Origin of the sequence: Streptococcus parasanguinis (genome assembly GCF_040908565.1) — a bacterium.
GTDB classification, from domain to species: Bacteria; Bacillota; Bacilli; order Lactobacillales; family Streptococcaceae; genus Streptococcus; species Streptococcus parasanguinis_AC.
The window spans coordinates 190,178-208,569 of record NZ_JBDGEA010000001.1 but is presented as its reverse complement, the minus strand read 5'-3'; the positions used below and the strand labels follow the sequence as shown (position 1 = coordinate 208,569).

General features: G+C 41.4%; 19 protein-coding genes and 1 riboswitch. Of the genes, 1 reads left to right on the top strand and 18 read right to left on the bottom strand.

The annotated features are described in order from the left end of the window. Positions 1-16: 16 nt before the first annotated feature. Complete coding sequence (locus AB5Y61_RS01150; RefSeq protein ID WP_070674102.1) at positions 17-601, bottom strand: thymidine kinase; 585 nt, start codon at positions 599-601, stop codon at positions 17-19. A 114-nt stretch (positions 602-715) separates the two neighbouring features. Between AB5Y61_RS01150 and AB5Y61_RS01145 the strand changes: the two genes are divergently transcribed. Beyond that, positions 716-898 (top strand): 4-oxalocrotonate tautomerase, encoded by a 183-nt coding sequence (locus AB5Y61_RS01145; RefSeq protein WP_001117401.1) that lies wholly within the window; start codon positions 716-718, stop codon positions 896-898. A gap of 177 nt (positions 899-1,075) precedes the next feature. On the opposite strand, the gene AB5Y61_RS01140 is transcribed toward AB5Y61_RS01145, so the two are convergent. The 17 genes from AB5Y61_RS01140 to nox form a co-directional block, all read right to left on the bottom strand. Beyond that, positions 1,076-2,422, bottom strand: a complete 1,347-nt coding sequence (locus AB5Y61_RS01140) for an MATE family efflux transporter (RefSeq protein WP_368402723.1) — start codon at positions 2,420-2,422, stop codon at positions 1,076-1,078. Between the two features lie 113 nt (positions 2,423-2,535). Further along, positions 2,536-3,795, bottom strand: a complete 1,260-nt coding sequence (locus AB5Y61_RS01135; RefSeq protein WP_368402721.1) for a nucleobase:cation symporter-2 family protein — start codon at positions 3,793-3,795, stop codon at positions 2,536-2,538. Then, positions 3,795-4,376, bottom strand: a complete 582-nt coding sequence (locus tag AB5Y61_RS01130; protein ID WP_049497932.1) for a xanthine phosphoribosyltransferase — start codon at positions 4,374-4,376, stop codon at positions 3,795-3,797. The genes AB5Y61_RS01135 and AB5Y61_RS01130 overlap by 1 nt, the downstream gene beginning before the upstream one ends. 89 nt (positions 4,377-4,465) lie before the next feature. Next, a riboswitch (purine riboswitch) is annotated at positions 4,466-4,561 on the bottom strand. Next, the gene (guaC, locus tag AB5Y61_RS01125; protein ID WP_368402719.1) at positions 4,551-5,534 is read right to left on the bottom strand and encodes a GMP reductase; all 984 of its coding nucleotides are present in this window, start codon (positions 5,532-5,534) and stop codon (positions 4,551-4,553) included. (Overlaps the previous riboswitch by 11 nt.) A 182-nt stretch (positions 5,535-5,716) precedes the next feature. Beyond that, on the bottom strand, positions 5,717-6,442 hold the full coding sequence (locus tag AB5Y61_RS01120; RefSeq protein ID WP_368402717.1) for an alpha/beta fold hydrolase: 726 nt from the start codon (positions 6,440-6,442) through the stop codon (positions 5,717-5,719). 32 nt (positions 6,443-6,474) lie between these two features. Then, positions 6,475-7,410 (bottom strand): hypothetical protein, encoded by a 936-nt coding sequence (locus AB5Y61_RS01115; RefSeq protein ID WP_368402715.1) that lies wholly within the window; start codon positions 7,408-7,410, stop codon positions 6,475-6,477. A gap of 78 nt (positions 7,411-7,488) precedes the next feature. Next, on the bottom strand, positions 7,489-8,133 hold the full coding sequence (locus AB5Y61_RS01110) for a DUF6572 domain-containing protein (protein ID WP_368402713.1): 645 nt from the start codon (positions 8,131-8,133) through the stop codon (positions 7,489-7,491). A gap of 65 nt (positions 8,134-8,198) precedes the next feature. Continuing rightward, positions 8,199-8,420 (bottom strand): hypothetical protein, encoded by a 222-nt coding sequence (locus AB5Y61_RS01105; RefSeq protein ID WP_368402711.1) that lies wholly within the window; start codon positions 8,418-8,420, stop codon positions 8,199-8,201. Further along, on the bottom strand, positions 8,420-8,926 hold the full coding sequence (locus tag AB5Y61_RS01100) for a hypothetical protein (protein WP_368402709.1): 507 nt from the start codon (positions 8,924-8,926) through the stop codon (positions 8,420-8,422). The genes AB5Y61_RS01105 and AB5Y61_RS01100 overlap by 1 nt, the downstream gene beginning before the upstream one ends. Before the next feature lie 43 nt (positions 8,927-8,969). Next, positions 8,970-9,890: a hypothetical protein gene (locus AB5Y61_RS01095; RefSeq protein WP_368402708.1), complete on the bottom strand. Its 921-nt coding sequence runs from the start codon at positions 9,888-9,890 to the stop codon at positions 8,970-8,972. 420 nt (positions 9,891-10,310) lie between these two features. After that, entirely contained in the window at positions 10,311-10,508 is a 198-nt protein-coding gene (locus tag AB5Y61_RS01090) for a twin-arginine translocase TatA/TatE family subunit (protein WP_368402707.1), read from the bottom strand. Continuing rightward, entirely contained in the window at positions 10,508-11,227 is a 720-nt protein-coding gene (tatC, locus tag AB5Y61_RS01085; protein WP_368402706.1) for a twin-arginine translocase subunit TatC, read from the bottom strand. The genes AB5Y61_RS01090 and tatC overlap by 1 nt, the downstream gene beginning before the upstream one ends. Further along, positions 11,214-12,899, bottom strand: a complete 1,686-nt coding sequence (locus tag AB5Y61_RS01080; RefSeq protein WP_368402705.1) for an FTR1 family protein — start codon at positions 12,897-12,899, stop codon at positions 11,214-11,216. The genes tatC and AB5Y61_RS01080 overlap by 14 nt, the downstream gene beginning before the upstream one ends. After that, positions 12,877-14,082, bottom strand: a complete 1,206-nt coding sequence (gene efeB / locus AB5Y61_RS01075; RefSeq protein ID WP_368402704.1) for an iron uptake transporter deferrochelatase/peroxidase subunit — start codon at positions 14,080-14,082, stop codon at positions 12,877-12,879. The genes AB5Y61_RS01080 and efeB overlap by 23 nt, the downstream gene beginning before the upstream one ends. Positions 14,083-14,087: 5 nt before the next feature. Next, positions 14,088-14,960, bottom strand: a complete 873-nt coding sequence (efeO, locus tag AB5Y61_RS01070) for an iron uptake system protein EfeO (RefSeq protein WP_368402702.1) — start codon at positions 14,958-14,960, stop codon at positions 14,088-14,090. A 110-nt stretch (positions 14,961-15,070) separates the two neighbouring features. Further along, complete coding sequence (locus tag AB5Y61_RS01065) at positions 15,071-16,618, bottom strand: ClC family H(+)/Cl(-) exchange transporter (RefSeq protein WP_368402701.1); 1,548 nt, start codon at positions 16,616-16,618, stop codon at positions 15,071-15,073. A gap of 358 nt (positions 16,619-16,976) precedes the next feature. Next, positions 16,977-18,353, bottom strand: a complete 1,377-nt coding sequence (gene nox / locus AB5Y61_RS01060) for a H2O-forming NADH oxidase (protein ID WP_368402699.1) — start codon at positions 18,351-18,353, stop codon at positions 16,977-16,979. Between the last annotated feature and the right edge of the window lie 39 nt (positions 18,354-18,392).

The window sequence follows — 18,392 nt, the reverse complement described above, 5'->3', positions numbered from 1 at the left end:
TCCTCTCTAAAACGTTCTAGACGCTTTCAGTTGGTATGTCCGGATTAAAATAATGCTTGCGGCAAACCGAGATATAGGTCTCGTGTCCACCAATCTGGATCTGCTCTCCGTCGTAGACAGGTTTGCCCGCTTGGGTGCGCAAGACCATGGTCGCCTTGCGGGAACAGTATTGGCAGATGGTTTTGATCTCCTCGATCTTGTCCGCTAACAAGAGGAGGTGTTTGGAACCTTCAAAGAGTTCATTTCGGAAATCATTTTTGAGGCCAAAAGCCATGACCGGCACATCCAGTTCATCCACGACCCTTGCCAAATCATAGACATGGTGGCGTTTCAAAAACTGAGCTTCATCGATTAAGACACAGTAAGGTTTGATTGCTTGGTTTTTAATAAAGCCAAAGATATCGGTTTCGTCTTCGATCGCAACGGCTTCCCGTTTCATACCAATCCGGCTAGAAACCACTCCAAATCCATCGCGCGTATCGATTGCTGAGGTCATGATGACGACGCTCTTACCTTGCTCTTCATAATTATGGGCCACCTTCAAAATCTCAATGGTTTTCCCCGAGTTCATGGTCCCATATTTATAATATAATTGTGCCATTTTCCTTCTGTTCTCTCTAAAATGTGTTTCATTATCATTTTACCATAATTTTGCTAAGCTTTGTATCCCAAAATGTGATAAAATAGTCCTATAAAAAATTTAGGAGGTGGCCCTATGCCATTTGTACGAATTGATCTATTTGAAGGACGCACTTTGGAACAAAAGAAAGCCCTCGCTAAAGAAGTAACGGAGGCTGTTGTCCGCAATACTGGCGCTCCTCAATCTGCTGTTCACGTTATCATTAACGATATGCCTGAAGGAACCTACTTCCCTCAAGGTGAAATGCGCACTAAATAAGAGAGTGGGACAGAAATCGGTCATTCGTTAGAATTCGATTTCGTCGTCCCACCTCCGCACAGTTGAGTAGGGCTGTAAAAGCTGATGAAATCAGCGTAGTAGAGCCCACTCAACCACTGCGTTTTGCTCGATAATCCAAAGACAATTGAGAGGCTAGGACTTTTGTCCCAGCCTCTTTTAGGATACCTGGTATTTTTTTTGAATCTGCCATAGTCGCATCTGGTAGCAAATACCGCTCACGACAAGGCTAGAAATTAGGCCAATCCAATAGGCATAGGGACCAAGGTTGGTCGCATGATCAAGGAAAAGCCCTAAAGGAATAGAAATACACCAATAGCTAAAAACTCCTAATAAGAATGGAACGGTTGTATCCTTGTAACCCCGCAAAATCCCTTGAAGTGGTGCCGCAAAAGTATCAGCTACTTGGAAAAAGAGACTGTAGGTCATGAAAATAGCAGTTTGCTGCACAAAGACTGGATCCTTGCCGTATAGCCCCGCCAATTGAAAGCGGAATGTATAAAGAAAGACGAGGGTGACAATCGCAAAACCAAAGGCTGTCAACCGTCCCAAACGGCAATATTGTTTGACCACTTCTGGTCTTCCTGCTCCCAGTTCGTAAGATACGATAATAGCCATGGTGCTCGAGATACTAACCGGGAAAGCATACATCAGGGTAGAAAAATTCATGGCCGATTGGTGACTAGCGATGGTGAGTGATGGGAATTTTGCCATTAACAGGCCAACTAGCGAGAAGATGATGACTTCTGCAAAAACAATTCCACCGATTGGAAGCCCAAGGCGTAATACTTCTTTCATCCCTTTAAAATCATAAGGTTGCGGCTTCCACAATTGGAAAGATGCTACCTTAGGGTGCTTGCACAAGATCAAAACTGCAATAGCCAGCAAGACCCAGTAGGCCAGAGAGGTTCCAAGACCTGCTCCTGCTCCTCCCATCTCAGGAAAGCCAAAAGCCCCATAGATCAAGATATAGTTAAAACAAGCATTCAAAGGCAAGAGCAAGAGCATCAAGTACATGGATAAACGCGTCATTCCCAACGTATCAAGGAAGGTCCTCACGATACTAAAGAGCAACAAGGGTAAGATTCCTAGAGAAAGGAAATATAAGTAGCGAATGGCTATTTGAGCAACAACATTTTCTAAGCCGATCTGCTTGAGAATCATGGGCGCAATCCCCCAGACAAAGCCTATTAAGAGAATGGCCATGCCAAATGACATATAGAGGAATTGGTAAAAATCGCCAGCAATCCGCTCTTTATTTCCCTTGCCTAAGTGGTGCCCGACAATCGGTGTCAGAGCAGAGACAATCCCGGTCAGGAAAGTAAAAAATGGATTCCACAGACTGGTAGCTGTAGAAACCCCAGCCAAATCAAGGGTCCGGTACTGACCGGTCATGGCTGTATCGACAAAGCTGGCTGAATAATTGGCCAATTGGTAGATCAAAATCGGCAAAAACAGACTCAAAAACAAGCGCAAGCGTTCTTTAAAGTGATAGGTTAAATACATGATTCTAACTCTCTTCTCATCAAATAAGATTTTCTCCTCTTCCACTCTACTATATGTTTTCTTAAAAGTCAAAAAAACCTAAGATCCAAGGACCTCCGGTAAATTTGAGATAATTATTTATTGCGGTTTAAAATCGCATTGAGAACGATCGCTAAGACACTGGCGACGACAATTCCGTTAGCAAAGAACATTTGGAATCCTGTTGGAAGGCCATTAAAGAGGGTACTGTTATTCAAGCCAACCCCTGCTGCAATCGATACAGCTGCGATGAGGAAATTGTGCTCATTGTGTTCAAAATCAACACGCGCAAGGATCTGCATCCCCTGAATAGATACGAAACCAAACATGACCAGCATCGCTCCACCAAGAACTGGGCTAGGGATGATTTGTGCTAAAGCTCCAAACTTTGGAAGGAGACCGAGTAGAACAAGGAAACCAGCCGCATAATAGATTGGAAGACGAGTCTTGATACCAGACAATTTCACTAAACCAACGTTTTGTGAGAATCCAGTGTAAGGGAAGGTATTGAAGATACCACCGAGAAGAACGGCCAACCCTTCAGCACGATAGCCATTACGGAGGCGCGTGCTATCAATCGGATCTTTGGTAATATCTGAAAGTGCAAGATAAACACCTGTTGATTCCACCATAGAAACCGTCGCGATGATACACATCATTAAGATTGAAGTGATTTCAAACTTAGGAGCTCCAAAGAAGAATGGTGTTGGAACGTGAACCACTGGTGCTTGCGATACAGGTGTGAAATCCACCAAGCCCATAGAAGCCGCAATAGCAGTTCCTACAATCAATCCAATCAAGATAGAGATAGACTTGATAAAGCCAGTCGTATAGATATTGACCACCAGAATGATGAGAATGGTGATCACGGCTAAAATCAGACTTTGCACCGTTGGTTTGGCTGCGTTATTCCCCATGTTCCCAATCGCTACTGGAATCAAGGTCAAACCAATGGTCGTAATGACAGATCCTGTCACAATGGATGGGAAGAGGTTGGCGATTTTCGAGAAGAATCCTGAGACCATAACCACGTAAATCCCTGAAACAATCAAGGCACCAAACATGGCCCCACTACCATGGCTAGCCCCAATCATGCTAAGAGGTGCCACGGACTGGAAGGCAACCCCAAGGACGACCGGAAGACCGATCCCAAAGTATTTATTGAGCTGCACTTGAAGGAAAGTTGCTACCCCACACATGAAGATATCTGTAGAGATGAGGTAAGTTAGCTGATGAGCATTGTAGCCCAAAGCTCCCGCGATCATGATTGGCACCAAAATAGATCCCGAATACATGGCCAATAAGTGCTGCAAGCCTAGAACAGCGGCCTGTGAATGGCTTTCTTGTTTTTGCATTAGATGTCTGCCTCCTTAAATACAACTTGACCATTTTCAAAACGGTCCAAACGCGCGAGGGATACAACTGGATATCCCAACTCTTCTAATAATCCCCGTCCATCTTGGAAGGATTTTTCAATGACGATCCCAACGGCTTCCACTTGAGCACCAGCTTGTTCGATGATCTGAATCAAGCCCTTAGCTGCCTGGCCATTTGCTAGGAAATCATCAATAATCAAAACCTTATCTGCTGGATCTAAGAATTTACCAGCAATTGAAACCGTACTGGTGACTTGCTTGGTGAAGGAATAAACCTCAGCTGTCAAAATCCCCTCATTCATGGTGATGTTTTTCGCTTTCTTCGCAAAAATCATAGGAACATCTAGTGCTTCTGCTACATAAAGGGCTGGCGCGATCCCAGATGCTTCAATGGTGACGACTTTGGTAATACCTGCATCTTTGAACCGGTCCGCAAAGGTCTGGCCAATTTCTTTCATGAGTTTGAAATCCACTTGGTGGGTCAAAAAGGAGTCCACCTTGAGGATATTTTCACCTAAAACGTTGCCATCTTTTAAGATGCGTTCTTCCAGTAATTTCATACTTCCTCCTACTTTCTATAAAATCCGTTACTTCTTCACAAAACACAAAAAGGCCTACAAAGCAAGCCTTGAATATCCTCTAACAAAAGGATTTATCTCGACTTACTTATTGTTAGGTGTTCCGGCACCTTGTAGAAACATCACGCCCATTCGTGAAATAAATAAGTAATTCAATTAGTGTGCATCGCCATTCCAGATGGAATTCTTAACGATCACATAGTCAACATGTTTCAAATCTGCTAATCTCCGGCCTCCAGCATAAGAGATCGAACTTTGCAAATCTTGTTCCATTTCTGTCAAGGTGTCTTGCAAATGACCCTTGGCAGGCAATAAAATCTTCTTGCCTTCGACGTTCTTATAAGCGCCTTTTTGGTACTCTGAAGCAGATCCATAGTACTCTTTGAAAGACTCTCCGTCGATTTCTACTGTTTTACCAGGACTTTCGATATGACCTGCAAAGAGGGAACCGATCATGACCATAGACGCCCCGAAACGAATCGATTTGGCAATATCACCATGAGTACGAATCCCACCGTCCGCAATAATTGGCTTACGCGCTGCTTTTGAGCACCAGCGAAGGGCAGCCAATTGCCAACCACCTGTACCAAATCCGGTCTTAACTTTGGTGATACAAACCTTACCAGGGCCGATCCCGACCTTGGTCGCATCAGCTCCCGCATTTTCTAATTCACGAACAGCTTCAGGTGTTCCAACATTTCCAGCAATGACAAAGGTATCTGGTAATTCCTTCTTGATGTGTTGAATCATCCGAATGACACCATCCGCATGACCATGTGCGATATCAATGGTAATGTACTCAGGTGCATCTGCCTTCAGTTGACTCACAAAGTCATATTCGTATTCCTTAACACCAACCGAAATCGAAGCGATCAAACCTTGATCATGCATGCGTTTGACAAAAGGAATCCGTCCCGCTTCATCAAAACGGTGCATGATGTAGAAGTATCCACCACGCGCCAACTGCTCTGCTACATTCTCATCCAAGATCGTCTGCATATTAGCTGGAACAACTGGTAGCTTGAAGGTATGTTTCCCGAATTGAATGGACGTGTCTGCTTCAGACCGGCTATTGATGATACATTTGTTGGGAATCAACTGGATATCTTCATAGTCGAAAATAGGAAATTCATTTAACATCGATTGTAAAATCTCTTTTCTAAAAACTGACCTACCTATGCGCAAGCGCATCGCTACGTCTCTTGACGTTTCCTTGATAGATTATACCAAAGATACGGACCTAATGCAATGGGAATGATTTTATAGGAAATAACGTTCGGAAATTACAAGACAAAAACCCGTTTCAAAAAGAGAAACAGGTTTTATTTATGAACATTTTGGAGCCAATTGTTCACTTCTCTAGCTACAATTTCAGGCGCCTCTGTATACAGTTCGTGCCCCAAACCATCTAGCAAGACTTGCTCGATCTGGGGATCTAGTTGCTTCAGAGCTTCTTTTCTCCATTCAGGCTCTTCTTGGTATCGAGGGCCAATAAAGAGGACAGACTGGTCCGTAAGTGGAATTTGGTAAGTCTTGATCTGACGCCGTAGACGCAATAAGGCCAAGACTTTTTCTAGATCTATATTTAATTCATATTGTTCACTCGCTGGATTCCAGCGATAGCTAGCCTCTACTGCTTTTCGCGCTATAGGCGTAGGATCTGCTCCATCACCGAATTCTGCTAACACGGCTTCTTCCAATGTCGAAAAGACTTGCTGCTGCATGAAGGACGACGTTCCTTCTAGTTCTTCTTCAAGAGGCAGGATCTTTTCCATATCCAGATAGCCCCCATCCAAGAGAATCAGAACTTGGATCTGACGGAACGCTGCAGCCAGATAACGAGCCAAATCTCCACCCAAGGAATGCCCCAATAAACAGATCTCTTCCGCCTGGTCAATCTGACCTTGAAACCAAGCACGAAGATCTTTTTCTGTCTGAATCATTTCCCTGTAGGGATCTAAAAAGGTTACCGGAAAGCCGAGCTCATTGCTAAGTGGTGCCAGATGGTAGCAATTGCCACCTAAACCGCCAATAAAATAATATTGCATGTGTTTTGTCCTAACTGTTAAAATTCTAAAAACTATAAGTGATCTCGATGTTTTTCGTACCACTCTCTGTATTCTTGATACGTATGGATCGGAGTTTGCTCATTTGTCTTTGGATCTGTCGCAATAACATCTAATATATCCTGACCAACTGGCGCAAACCAATGGCGCATATCTTGGAAAATAGCTTCCGGATCATTGTAGTCTCCTTTGCGAACTACAATCCGTCCTCCTTTTTCTAATTTATCAAAGATTTCTGGAAACTCTTTGATGAAATTGAAAGAGTCATTCTTCAATCCGTTTTTATTTTTATTATAGCTTAGATAAAACGACCCCGTAATTCCGTTTTTTTCTAAAATATCATCTAAATTAGTGTAAAAGAAAGAAAAAACTTTATTACTACTTTTTGCTTGTTCTTTTAACTTGTCTTCAGGAAGTGCCACTCCTATCTGCTCTGTATCAATATCTAAAGCAATCTCTTTCTTATCATCCTTGTTTTCCTTATTCGTTATGGAAAAAACTAAATAATCTATCCCGTTAACTGTATAATCTCTTGTCGAGTAAAAATCCAATTTATAATCCTGATTATATTTTTGTATAAGTTTAACAACATCAATTCTCTTCGGAGGATTGTTTATATGATTGAGATCATAGACGTTTACGGATAATTCAACTAACCGACTGTTCCCTATGCCAACAAATTTTGCATCATTTGTGACAAAGTGATTGGATAAAACATCTGCCGGAATTGAGTTCTTTGTTTTATAGTATACATAGCGATTCTGAGATCCAAAAGTTTCGATTCTTTCCACCTTTGTTTTAACAACTTGTACTTCGTGGTCTTCCTTCCACTGAACATATTTAGGCCAGGCGTAGGAATAAGCTGAGTAGGCAAAGAGAGCTAACAAAGCCAAACCTATAATCACCTTAGTTCGAAAGCTGAGGGCCTTTAGATATTTCATTCGATTCATATACTCCTATCTATTTTTAGCGATCAATCAATTCTTAGTTTTTTACACAAACTACTTCGATTAAACGAGAGTTTAATATTACTCCGGTAATTCTATCTTCAAGCTCATATCCGTCGGTTGCAATACTTTCTGAACAATTGTTAGAAAGGCTAAACCGTTGTCAGATGGAGAAGACTGGAAAGTGATATGGATGACTTTTTTATCAAAACTATCGTCATATCTATCCACATACTGCTTGCTTTCGAGGAAGTGAATATAATTGTTAATTTTTTCTTGTAGCATTTCCAGATGGAGTGCTTCTATCTCTTTCTCCCAGCCAACTGGATCCACCAGAAGAAGTTCTAAATGATTTTCAACTACACCAATAGAATCGAGTTCTGTTGGGGTTAGTTTTTCTGATATAGCCTTATATAACAATTCTTCAAATTCTTTATCAGAGAATAGCTCTTTAATAGACGACGGATTTACTAAAATACGAACAGGTGACGACCTAAAATAATTTTGTCTAGCTACATCCTTGCTTTTCTTTGTTACCCATTCTCCAGTCGCTAAGAATAGTTCTACCTCATAAGCATCCTGTTCTGACTTCAAAGCCTTATCTACCAACTCTTTACTAACTGGATAACTAACTTCTCTATCTTGCAAACCTCCTGTCATCCAGGACATCGTATAATTGCCATTTTCTTCAGTAATAATAAATCCATTTTCTTTTATTTGATTCATTTGATAACTAGCCCTTTTCCTTGGTATTAATAACTTCAATAAAAATATATTGCTACCTTTATATTCTATTCATTTTGTTTTATTATTTCACTTGAAATCTCAAATTCGATCATCCGATCATGATCACTCATGATAACACCATTGAAAAATAGAACCAGATAAAGCACAATCGGAACAATTAAGAATAGCCTCAATTGGACAAAATAAGCAAATAAGAATATTGGAAGAATGAAAACAAGGAATAATATTCCATAACCCAAGCCTTTTTGAAAAATTCGTTTCTTCATTACCAAAAATCCACTCCTTCTTTCGTTACTTTTAATGGGGTCAGTGTTTTAACTCTACCAATATACTTTAAGTCTGCCTTTTTCCCTTTAAGAAAGGCTTTTAATTTCATTTTCCTAAACACAGCAACAAACATAAATGCGAAAGTCACCGCAAAAGCCAAAGATAGTAAATGTACCATGCCTTGAAGATAGTTTGTCGCTTTAATGGTAGGGCCTAACCATAATTGATACGGAGTAAGTAAACGAATGAGTGCAGCGATCACAACAGTTGCTCCAAGGTATGATAGACCCTTACTGCTTTTTACATTTTGGTTATGTGTATGTTTGATAAATGAATAGTTTGTTTGATAAATGGCAAAAGATCTCTTTGTAGAAAGGCTGCAATTCCTTTTCACTAAGTATTCTTGATTTTGGTCTGTCACAATCAAATACCATCCTTTTTGAAGCGTCTGCTCATTTAAAGAGATATTGTAAACACGACCATTAATTTTTTGTTTACGAACCATAAAAACAACCATTCGAAGCTATTAAAACAATGATTGAGTCTACCTAATTTAAAACTTTGTTACCTTCTGGTATAAGTGGGGATAAATGATCAAGAATTTCTTTTGGGCTACGATCACTATTAAAAGTTGGATAATAAGCACTGTCCTTTTCTTTTAAAATTTTGTAAGCCTTTGGATATTCTTTCTGAATTGGTAGGTCTTTACTTTGTCCAAGTAATTCTTTTTTGATGTTTACAGTATTATAGTTTAAACCAAGACCATAATGTAATAATTTATCTCCTGGTAAAGAATCCCCTTGGTAATTTTCATTGATTGAATAATATAACCCCTCTATTTTTTTGCTGTCCTTCTGATAGTCAATGAATTTGCCCGTTTCCAAATCTAAATAAAATGGTTTAATCTCTGTCTTAGAAACCGGAGTACCATTCATCTTTTTTTCTGTATTCTTTTGAATATTGACTGACAACACTTCTTTTCCGCTAGGTAGTGTATTTAAATACGGACCAACTGTACTTAATCCCCAGCCATCACCTTTTTCGCGAAGCCATTTTAATACATCCACCTCCTTCTTTTTTAAAGTTTGATCTTTTGTATCATAGATTATTAAACGATAGGTACTTCCACCTTTTTTGCGAGACATCGTTTTAATATTCTCTCTAATGATAAAACGTTTACCAGCGATTATAACATCATTGTTATGATATTCGACTTTACTTTGTGGATCGTTCTTAAGGTGTTTACGAATTTGTTTATCTTCTTCCGGATCTTTACTAATCCACTTTGCTACGATGCCGTTATTTCCTAGAAATTCATAATCACCGATTTCGTAGTCACCACTATAAGTGTACACATTATTGTAATAATCTTCTTTTTCTTGTTTATCTTGGTAGTATTTCCAGACAAAAAATCCCAAAATTGCAACAAAAATCGCAGAAAATATTGCAATCTTTTTAAATTTCTTCATTCCTTCTCCTTGTTATCTACAGCCCCGTGTATATTACTCAGTCAGGCCTCACAAATGAACTTTCGTTCTACTCCCTACTATCATACCGAAATACAGTTTGAAGATCAAGTTCGTCACTAGTTAGCGGAATTAGATACACAAAAAAGAGCCCACAGGGTCTCTATCTGAATAAACAGGATAGAAAAAAATCCACTCACTTGTTGTGAAATGGATTGTTTCTTCATTAACGGTTCAACAAGAAATTGAACAATTTTTCGACAATTTTTACGACCAACCAGCATAAGAATCCGATATAGGTAAAATAGAAAATGAGTGACAAAATCGTAATAATCATGGTTTCCTCCTTCATCGATTGCAAGTCCTTGTCTTATTATACCTTTTTATGCAATCGAACTCAATAGAATTTTGAAAATTGTCTGATTATTCTTTTTCTTTCTTATCTTCTTTTACGTCTTGGTCAGCTTCTTCACTGCCTTTATTGACAGCTGTCTTAAATTCAGCAAACATTTTGCCGATAGACTGGCCCAACTCAGGCAGGCGTTTTGGTCCAAAAATCAAGAGGGCACCCAGGATGATGATGATCAAACCTGGTGCTCCAATATCACGTAAAATTCCCATTAGTTTCTCCTTTTTCTCGAATAGATGACTTTACTGATGGCGACACTCACTTCAAATAAGAGGATCAAAGGGAGTGTCATGGCCAAGTCACTGATAAAGTCTGCTGGGGTAAGCACGACGGCTAAGACCAGCAGGACAAAGTAAGCGTAACGACGATAGGTGATTAAAAACTGTGGTGTCAAAAGCCCAATCGAGGTCATAAAAGCGACCAAAACTGGTAACTCGAACAAAACCCCTAGAGGTAAGGTGGTGTGCCATAAAAAGGTTAAATAATTTTGCGCCGTCAATTGGGTATCAAACAGTCCTTCTCCCAAGCGCATCAAGACCTCTAAAATCGCTGGGCTGACAAAGAAATAACCAAATGCTAGCCCCAGCACAAAGCAAATAAAGCTAGCTGGGATGTAGGCAAAGACTGCACGCGCCTCCTTCTCCCTCAAAGCCGGTCTCACAAATTGCCAAATCTGGTAGACAATAAAGGGCAGTGTCAGACTAAAGGCTGTGAGATTGGCCAGCGATACATAGATCCAGAGGATATCATTTGGCCCCAATACCAGCAATTTTTGATGCAGGCTAGCGGTCAAGATCTGGTAGAGTTCTCCCCCAAATACAAAGGCTACGATGAAGACGATAATATAACACAAGACCACAGCGATCAATCGTTTTCGAAATTCGACCAAGTGCTCGACAATGGTCATTTTATCTGCTCTACTCTTTGCCATGTTGTCTCACCGTGATAAGGGCGATCAGGGCCACAAAAAGTAGTTGGGGAAGAAGAACTTCCCAGCTTGGATAGATCCCCGCCCAATCAATGGTAGGAAGTCCATTGACCAAATGACTCGGTAGGATATTGGTCAACTGAAGTGCGTGGATGCTGACACCAAGCATCTTGAAGGCCAAGGCGTAAATCAACCACGTCAGAATAAAAAAGATCCGATGAGGTTGGATGGCTTGACTGGCCTTGGTCATCGCCACTGCAATGATGATGAGAACGGCTATGGCAAGCCCGATTCCTAATAAGAAATTCGTGGTTGTAATCCGTGGAATGATTCCAACATAGAAGAGAATAGTCTCAGCCCCTTCACGAAAGACTGCTAAGAAACTGAGGGCAAACATAGAGACAAAACTTCCTGTAGCCGTCACCGTCTTCATCTGACGGTCCATGAAGGCATTCCACTGTTTGACAGAGGACTTGCTGTGTAGCCAAATTCCTACGAGGATCATCATGACCACAGCGAAAATCCCAACGCCACCTTCAATGATTTCCCGGTTAGACCCCGAAGTAACGGCTGGAAAAGCTACTTGCAGAACAAGAGCGATCGCTGCACTGGCAAGAACACCAGCAAGAGCTCCACCGTAGACCCATTTGAGTCCTTTCCTCATCTTAGCGGCCTTAAGGGTCGTCACAAGCGCCATGACGATCAGAAGCGCTTCTACTCCTTCACGCAGAAGAATCAACATAGCATCAAAAGCGTTGTAAGAAGCTGTCGTATCAATCGCAGACAGGTCCCTGATCAAGGCTTGTAATTTCTCTTGATAGGTCTTTTCTTTCCCCTTAACCATAATGACCGGGGATTCACTCTCTACGCGCGTGTAGAGACTTGGATTGGTCGTGCTGACATCCCCCTCAATGGTTGGCCAGATGGTGATGAACTGCTTCATAGTTGCTGCAGCAGATTTATCGTCGCCAGATTGGAATTGGCTTTGCGCCTTCTCCAAAAGCTTGATCCCATCTTTCAGTGTCAAATCCGTACTAGCACTGCTAATCGCTTCTCCTTTTACAAAGGCATCAATCCCATTTTTGAGGTCATCATAGGAGGACTGGATGCTGGTGAAGTCGGTAGGCTCTGTTTCAATGCTACTACGTAAGAGCGAAATGGCCGTCTCGATTTTGCCATAGTAGGCTGTGCTATGATCCCTTACCACTGCTTCATTTCGTGTCCAGGTATTATTGAGATCTGCATAGGTTTGACGGGTTTTCCCCAGATCCTTAGCTGTAATGGCATCTTGTAAGTTCTTAAAATAAGGAGCGAGGCGACTCACGAGTTTGTCTTTTTCCGCCTCTAAATCGACCGGATTTTGCTCTTTTTCAAAAGCTAGCAAGGCTGATGAGATCTTGGTGAGATCCTCTTTGGTTACCTCCCCTTTTATAGCTAGAGCTTGGCTAACTTTTTTTCCTGCCTTGGAATCATGGTGATCTTTGGATTCAAAATTATCCTGAATCTCAGCGATCAATTCCTTGGCCTTATCCTGGTTCTTATTTTCTACAGCGGTTGTTGCATCTGTGATCTTGATAAAGAGATCGCTATAAGATTCCGCAGCCACTGGATAAATCCAGAACAAGGCAAGAATGCCTAACAAGATCAAGAGTTTATTCAAAGAGTGCTTGACCAAGGTAGCCTCCTTTCTCTACGCCTGCAAAACAAGCAAAGAGTCCACTTCCGATATGGGTGATGTACTCGTTCATTTTATCCACCGCACCCAAGTTGGTTTGGATTTTGACAAAGCTGTTCGGATCCTTTTGAAAGGCGATAAAGATCAAGCCAGCATCAAATTGCCCAGTCTGTTCATTGATGCCATCCGAATAGGAATATGACCGCCGTAAAATCGGACGATCCACTTCTTTGGCCAAACGGACATGTGAATCAACTGGTAGTTTAGATAAATCTACTTCATCAAATTCGTTGGTTTTCCCAAATGGAGCACCGGACTCCTTGTAGCGACCAAAGGTATTTTCCTGCTCCTGCAAATTGGTCCGGTCCCAAGTTTCCAAGTGCATTTGGACTAGGCGAAGAGCCATGTAGGAACCACCCTTCATCCAGTCCTTGCTGTTAGTCCAGACGACTTTATCAAAGTCCTTCTCCGTCGTGACATTTGCTGTTCCGTCTTTGAAGCCAAAAAGGTTACGCGGTGTTTCTTTTCTGTCACCAATCGCCGCAAAACCGGACTTGCTCCACTTCATGGTGATGGTATTGCGACCTTTGCGGATGAGGTTTCGGACCGCATGAAAGGCTACTTGCTCATCGTCAGCACAGGCCTGAATGACGATATCGCCACCAGTGTATTTGTCCTGCAACTGCTCCTTTGGAAATGGAGGCAAATCACGAAAGAGCTTGGGACGTTTAGATTCCAAACCCAATTTCTTGAGAAAGCTGGCAGAGACACCAAACGTCAGACTTAAGCGATAGGGGTTGAGTCCCACTGTTTCACCTGTATCTGTCGGCGGCAAGAGGGCATTGGCGCCATCTTTTTTAACCAACTGCCCTTCGACTAATTTACTACTGTAATCGGTCCAGTTTTTAAAGAGCTGGATGACTTCTTTTTTGTCCGTCGTGTGAAGATCCAGCACCACCAAGTAGCAAGCCTTCTGCATGACCGTCGTAATCCCGGCTTGGTGCTTGCCATAAAAAGAGATATTTTCATCTCCATCATAGGCTTTTTTACTGGAACTGTCTTGATTAGCGAAAAAAGCAGATGCACCAGAGAGGCCTAGCGCTAGACCGGCCCCTCCAATACCTGCTTTTTTAAGAAATTCACGACGGTCCATTTTTTTATCTAAAAATTTTTCGTCAGCCATTTTTCTTATTTCCCATCTAAAATCACACCCATTTGAGACAAAGGTTCACCAAGTTTGGTCACAGCTTCAGCCAATTCCTTAGTATCTTCCTTGGTCAAATCTGTGTAAGACTTGTAATTTGTTTCATCAGTCATGTGTTTGTCCAATAAATCATTGACATTTTTGAATTCTGCTCCCAAGGTTTTAACCAACTTGGCATCTTTTTTCTCAATCAAAGGTTTAAAGAGAGAGAAAATCTTTTCAGCTCCTTCAATATTGGCACGGAAGTCGTACAGATCTGTATGAGAGAAGACTTCTTCTTCACCCGTGATCTTTTGCGTTGCCACTTCATTTAGCAGATCAACAGCCCCAGTTAGCATCACATCAGGAGTCACATCAACGGTTGCGATCTTAGCTTTCAACTCCTTGATATCGTTCACCAGTTGGTCAGCGTATTTGTCTGTTCCATCTGTGGTATTGTTTTCCCAAAGGATACGCTCAATCCGGTGGAAACCTGACCAGCCATCTTCTGATTTATTTTCATCCACATAATCCACCAAACGGTAGTCGATTTTGACATCCGATTCTCCGAAGGTTTCAGCAATCGGTTCTGAGCGTTCATAGGCCATGCGGATCAAGGGATATTGTTTTTTAGCTTCTTCCAAATTCCCAGCTTTTAGGGTATCTCGGAAACCTTCTGTATCCTTGAGCAATTGATCAATTTGCATTTCGACAAAGTCTTTGTATTCAGCTGTCGCATTGTCCAAGGTCTTCTGGTCAGCCTTTGACAACTTCACTGTCGAGGTGGTTTGCGTCTTTTGACTCGACTGTTTGCTACTGGAATTCGCACACCCTGCTAAAAGAGCAACACTCAATAAGAGTAGACTATATTTTTTCATGAAAGACTTCTCCTCTATTGTTCTTGGACTTATTTTACCAGAAGTTTTCTCATTTTTCAACAATTGTCTGAAAATTTAATAATAGAAAAACTTTTTAGAGAATCGGTCTTTTACAAAAGAATATCCTTGACCCGTCCGATTTCGGATTCTTTCACCACAACAAAGATGCTATCCCCTAGATACAAGCGGGTTGCACCATTGACCGTATAGCTCTTACCGCTTCGCATTTGCGTAGTAATCAAAATATCTTGGGGGAGTTCGAGTTCATGAACTTGTTTTCCTGCAATCTTTTCGGATACAGGAATCTCAATTAAGGTCAGTCCTCCTTCTTCTTCTTGCGCCTTATCTGGCAAGAGTTGCTCCAGCATGGCTTCATAGACTGGCGCACCATGGAAGAGATCCATAATCATATAAGCAACCAAGGTGACCATCCCTAGTGGCATTAAACTTCGAATATCGCCTACCATCTCTGTCACTAAGATCATCGCTGTTAAAGGAGCTTTCGAAATGGCCCCAAAATACCCACTCATTCCTAAAATAATGAAGAGAGGAAGCTGATTTTGAGAGATAAAGCCAATGTTTTGAAGGAAAGTTCCAACGATGGCCCCTAACAGCGATCCTAATGCTAGTATAGGCAGGAAGATTCCGCCAGGTAGACCACTACCATAGCTCAACATACTCCAGATAAAACGGATCGTAAAATAGAGAAGGATGGTCAGCACTGGATACGGTACTCGAGCTAAATCCAAAACCAATTGGTTCCCGCCACCAAGAATTTGTGGAAGGAAATAGCCGATTGGAAGAATCGAGACAAAGGCAAATAAGGAAGAGTAATGAGAGGGAACATGAAAAATCTTCTCAAGTAAACGATACAGGCGACCGATATTGAGGACCACTATTTCATAGACATACCCTGCTGCCCCTAAAAAGACACCAAGAAAAAGATAAATCCAGTACTGAGACAGATGGAGTGGCGGAATATTTTGCGGCATATGAAGTACGGGTGTTTGACCAAAGACATTGAGTGAAATAAAATTAGCCGTCAAACTAGCGGCCAAGGTCGAAATCCAAAAGAATCGAGAAAAATGATGGTAGACTTCTTCCACGACAAATAAAAGTCCTGCTATAGGTGCATTAAAGGCGGCTGCAAGGCCTGCAGCCGCTCCACTTGCAATCAAAGACCGCTCCTCAACTGGGCTGACCTTCAAATGATGGGCCACTCCTTTTCCACCCATAGCCCCTAATTGAATACTAGGACCTTCACGACCAAGCATCAAGCCACTTCCGATGGCCAAGACACCTAAAATATACTTCTTCCACAAGGTATCCCACCAGCTCACCGCCAAAAGACCCTTGAGCTCTGCTTCGACTTGCGGAATTCCCGATCCCTTGATATCCCGATTGGTGCTTATGAGACGACCAGCAATCAGTACGATCACCCCATACCCCAACAGCATCGCCAGCAAATAAAGTGGTTGACCAGACATCTCCTTGTAGACGCCTTGAACAAAATGAAAAATATGTTCGATTAAAAAGCGAAAACTAGAGACGACACAGCCCACAACGATCCCAACCAGAACACCTCTGACAATATGGGCCACAATCGAACTAGAGGCAAAACGAAATTCATTTTTTAAGGCTTCTTCTTTTTCAGACATTCCCTAACTCCTTCAAACTCTTATCCTATTCATTATACCTTATTTCACTGCCTCTGAATACATGAAAAAGCAGAAAAAAACAAAACTACCCTTGTTAGTTTTGTTTAGAATGTAGACAAACCATTTTATCAAGTAAAATAAGTTAAGAAATTCTACAAAGAAATATAAGTACATTCTATTTATGGAACGAATAAGGAAAAGTCGAAACTTTCCGCTGTGAGAAAAGAGCCTGAAACAATACAGTTTCAGGCTCTCGGAATTATTGAGACCTTAGGCTCAATAATTAGTCATGGAACTTCTACGAAGTTCGCTGACGTCCGTACTCACCTAAGGAAAGTTTTAATATAAACTTTAGCTATTATTCAGCAGTTAAAGCTGCCATTGTGATGTAGTTGTAAGGTTTGTTGAAGTGTGGCAAGAAGAACAAGTCTGTCAAGGCTAACTTATCAATCGTCACGTGTTCTTGAATCGCAAGTGAGAACATGTGGATGGCCATAGAGATGGAAATATCACGGGATACCATTTGAGCACCAAGAATTTTACGAGTGTCTTTATCATACACAATCTTAATAGCAACTTCATGGTTATCATGTTTAATAAATTCAGGTTTTTGAAGGTCGTTAAAACCAGTTTCTCCAGCATTGAAGCCAGCAGCTTTTGCTTTTTCAAGTGTCAAACCAGTTGAAACCATGTGAAGGCCGTAGATAGAGATACCGTTAGAACCTTGAACACCGATTCCTTCCAATTCATGACCGGTCGCATTGTAGGCACCAACAATACCTGAACGAACTGCATTGGATGCAAGAGCGATATAGCTCATTTCATCACGGGCATTGTCATAAATTGTTGCACAGTCACCAACAGCAAATACGCCTGGAATTGATGTTTCTTGTTTCTTGTCAACAAGGAAGGCACCGTTGCGGAAGAGTTCAATCTTACCATCTGCAAGAGCTGTATTTGGACGGAAACCAACAGCCAAGATGACCATGTCTACATCGAAGGTTTCTTTATCAGTTACAAGACGTTCTACCTTACCATCTCCTTCAACTGCTTGAACAGTTTGTCCAAGAGCCAAACGGATGTTGTGGTCTTCTAAGTTTTTCGCCATGATGTCTGTAAAGTCTTTGTCATAGTAGCCGTTTAAGACAGTGTCTACGATATCCACCAAGACAACGTCTTTACCAAGACGTTCGAAGGCTTCAGCAAGTTCTACACCGATGTAACCACCACCAACTACGGCGATACGGTTCAAGTGTTTGCTGTTGTCTTTCAATTTTTCGATCACTTCTTCAGCGTTTTGGTACAATTTAACGAATTGAAGATTTTCAAGAGTTGCTTTGAATTCGCGGTTACCAGGAACGATTTCAACTCCTTTAATTGGAGGAATGATTGGTGTTGAACCAGTCGCAAAGATCAATTTATCATATGTTTCTTTGTGTTCTTTACCATCTACTTCTGCTGTTACGACTTTTTTATCATAATCAATCGAAAGTACAGGTGAATTCATATAAACACGAGCACCTTTTGCTTCCAATTTTTCTTTATCTGAGTAGAAGAGACCTTCGGGACCATCGATTTGCTCACCGATCCAAAGTGCCATACCACATCCTAGGAAAGAAATGTTTGAGTTTTGGTCAAAAACTACAATTTGGTTTTCATTTCCAAAATTATCTAGCATTGTGTTGATACAAGCTGTTCCGGCATGGTTTGCCCCTACAACAACGATTTTACTCATAGAATAAATCCTACCTTTAATTTAATTTACCCCTTGAGT

What these genes read in the sequence shown, in the direction of transcription:
- AB5Y61_RS01130 (WP_049497932.1), bottom strand. Translation starts at nt 4,376, where the DNA reads ATGAAATTACTGGAAGAACGCATCTTAAAAGATGGCAACGTTTTAGGT.
- AB5Y61_RS01115 (WP_368402715.1), bottom strand. Translation starts at nt 7,410, where the DNA reads ATGAATCGAATGAAATATCTAAAGGCCCTCAGCTTTCGAACTAAGGTG.
- AB5Y61_RS01090 (WP_368402707.1), bottom strand. Translation starts at nt 10,508, where the DNA reads ATGGGAATTTTACGTGATATTGGAGCACCAGGTTTGATCATCATCATC.
- guaC (WP_368402719.1), bottom strand. Translation starts at nt 5,534, where the DNA reads ATGTTAAATGAATTTCCTATTTTCGACTATGAAGATATCCAGTTGATT.
- AB5Y61_RS01100 (WP_368402709.1), bottom strand. Translation starts at nt 8,926, where the DNA reads ATGGTTCGTAAACAAAAAATTAATGGTCGTGTTTACAATATCTCTTTA.
- AB5Y61_RS01145 (WP_001117401.1), top strand. Translation starts at nt 716, where the DNA reads ATGCCATTTGTACGAATTGATCTATTTGAAGGACGCACTTTGGAACAA.
- AB5Y61_RS01105 (WP_368402711.1), bottom strand. Translation starts at nt 8,420, where the DNA reads ATGAAGAAACGAATTTTTCAAAAAGGCTTGGGTTATGGAATATTATTC.
- AB5Y61_RS01135 (WP_368402721.1), bottom strand. Translation starts at nt 3,795, where the DNA reads ATGCAAAAACAAGAAAGCCATTCACAGGCCGCTGTTCTAGGCTTGCAG.
- nox (WP_368402699.1), bottom strand. Translation starts at nt 18,353, where the DNA reads ATGAGTAAAATCGTTGTTGTAGGGGCAAACCATGCCGGAACAGCTTGT.
- AB5Y61_RS01095 (WP_368402708.1), bottom strand. Translation starts at nt 9,890, where the DNA reads ATGAAGAAATTTAAAAAGATTGCAATATTTTCTGCGATTTTTGTTGCA.
- AB5Y61_RS01120 (WP_368402717.1), bottom strand. Translation starts at nt 6,442, where the DNA reads ATGCAATATTATTTTATTGGCGGTTTAGGTGGCAATTGCTACCATCTG.
- AB5Y61_RS01065 (WP_368402701.1), bottom strand. Translation starts at nt 16,618, where the DNA reads ATGTCTGAAAAAGAAGAAGCCTTAAAAAATGAATTTCGTTTTGCCTCT.
- efeO (WP_368402702.1), bottom strand. Translation starts at nt 14,960, where the DNA reads ATGAAAAAATATAGTCTACTCTTATTGAGTGTTGCTCTTTTAGCAGGG.
- efeB (WP_368402704.1), bottom strand. Translation starts at nt 14,082, where the DNA reads ATGGCTGACGAAAAATTTTTAGATAAAAAAATGGACCGTCGTGAATTT.
- AB5Y61_RS01110 (WP_368402713.1), bottom strand. Translation starts at nt 8,133, where the DNA reads ATGAATCAAATAAAAGAAAATGGATTTATTATTACTGAAGAAAATGGC.
- tatC (WP_368402706.1), bottom strand. Translation starts at nt 11,227, where the DNA reads ATGGCAAAGAGTAGAGCAGATAAAATGACCATTGTCGAGCACTTGGTC.
- AB5Y61_RS01150 (WP_070674102.1), bottom strand. Translation starts at nt 601, where the DNA reads ATGGCACAATTATATTATAAATATGGGACCATGAACTCGGGGAAAACC.
- AB5Y61_RS01140 (WP_368402723.1), bottom strand. Translation starts at nt 2,422, where the DNA reads ATGTATTTAACCTATCACTTTAAAGAACGCTTGCGCTTGTTTTTGAGT.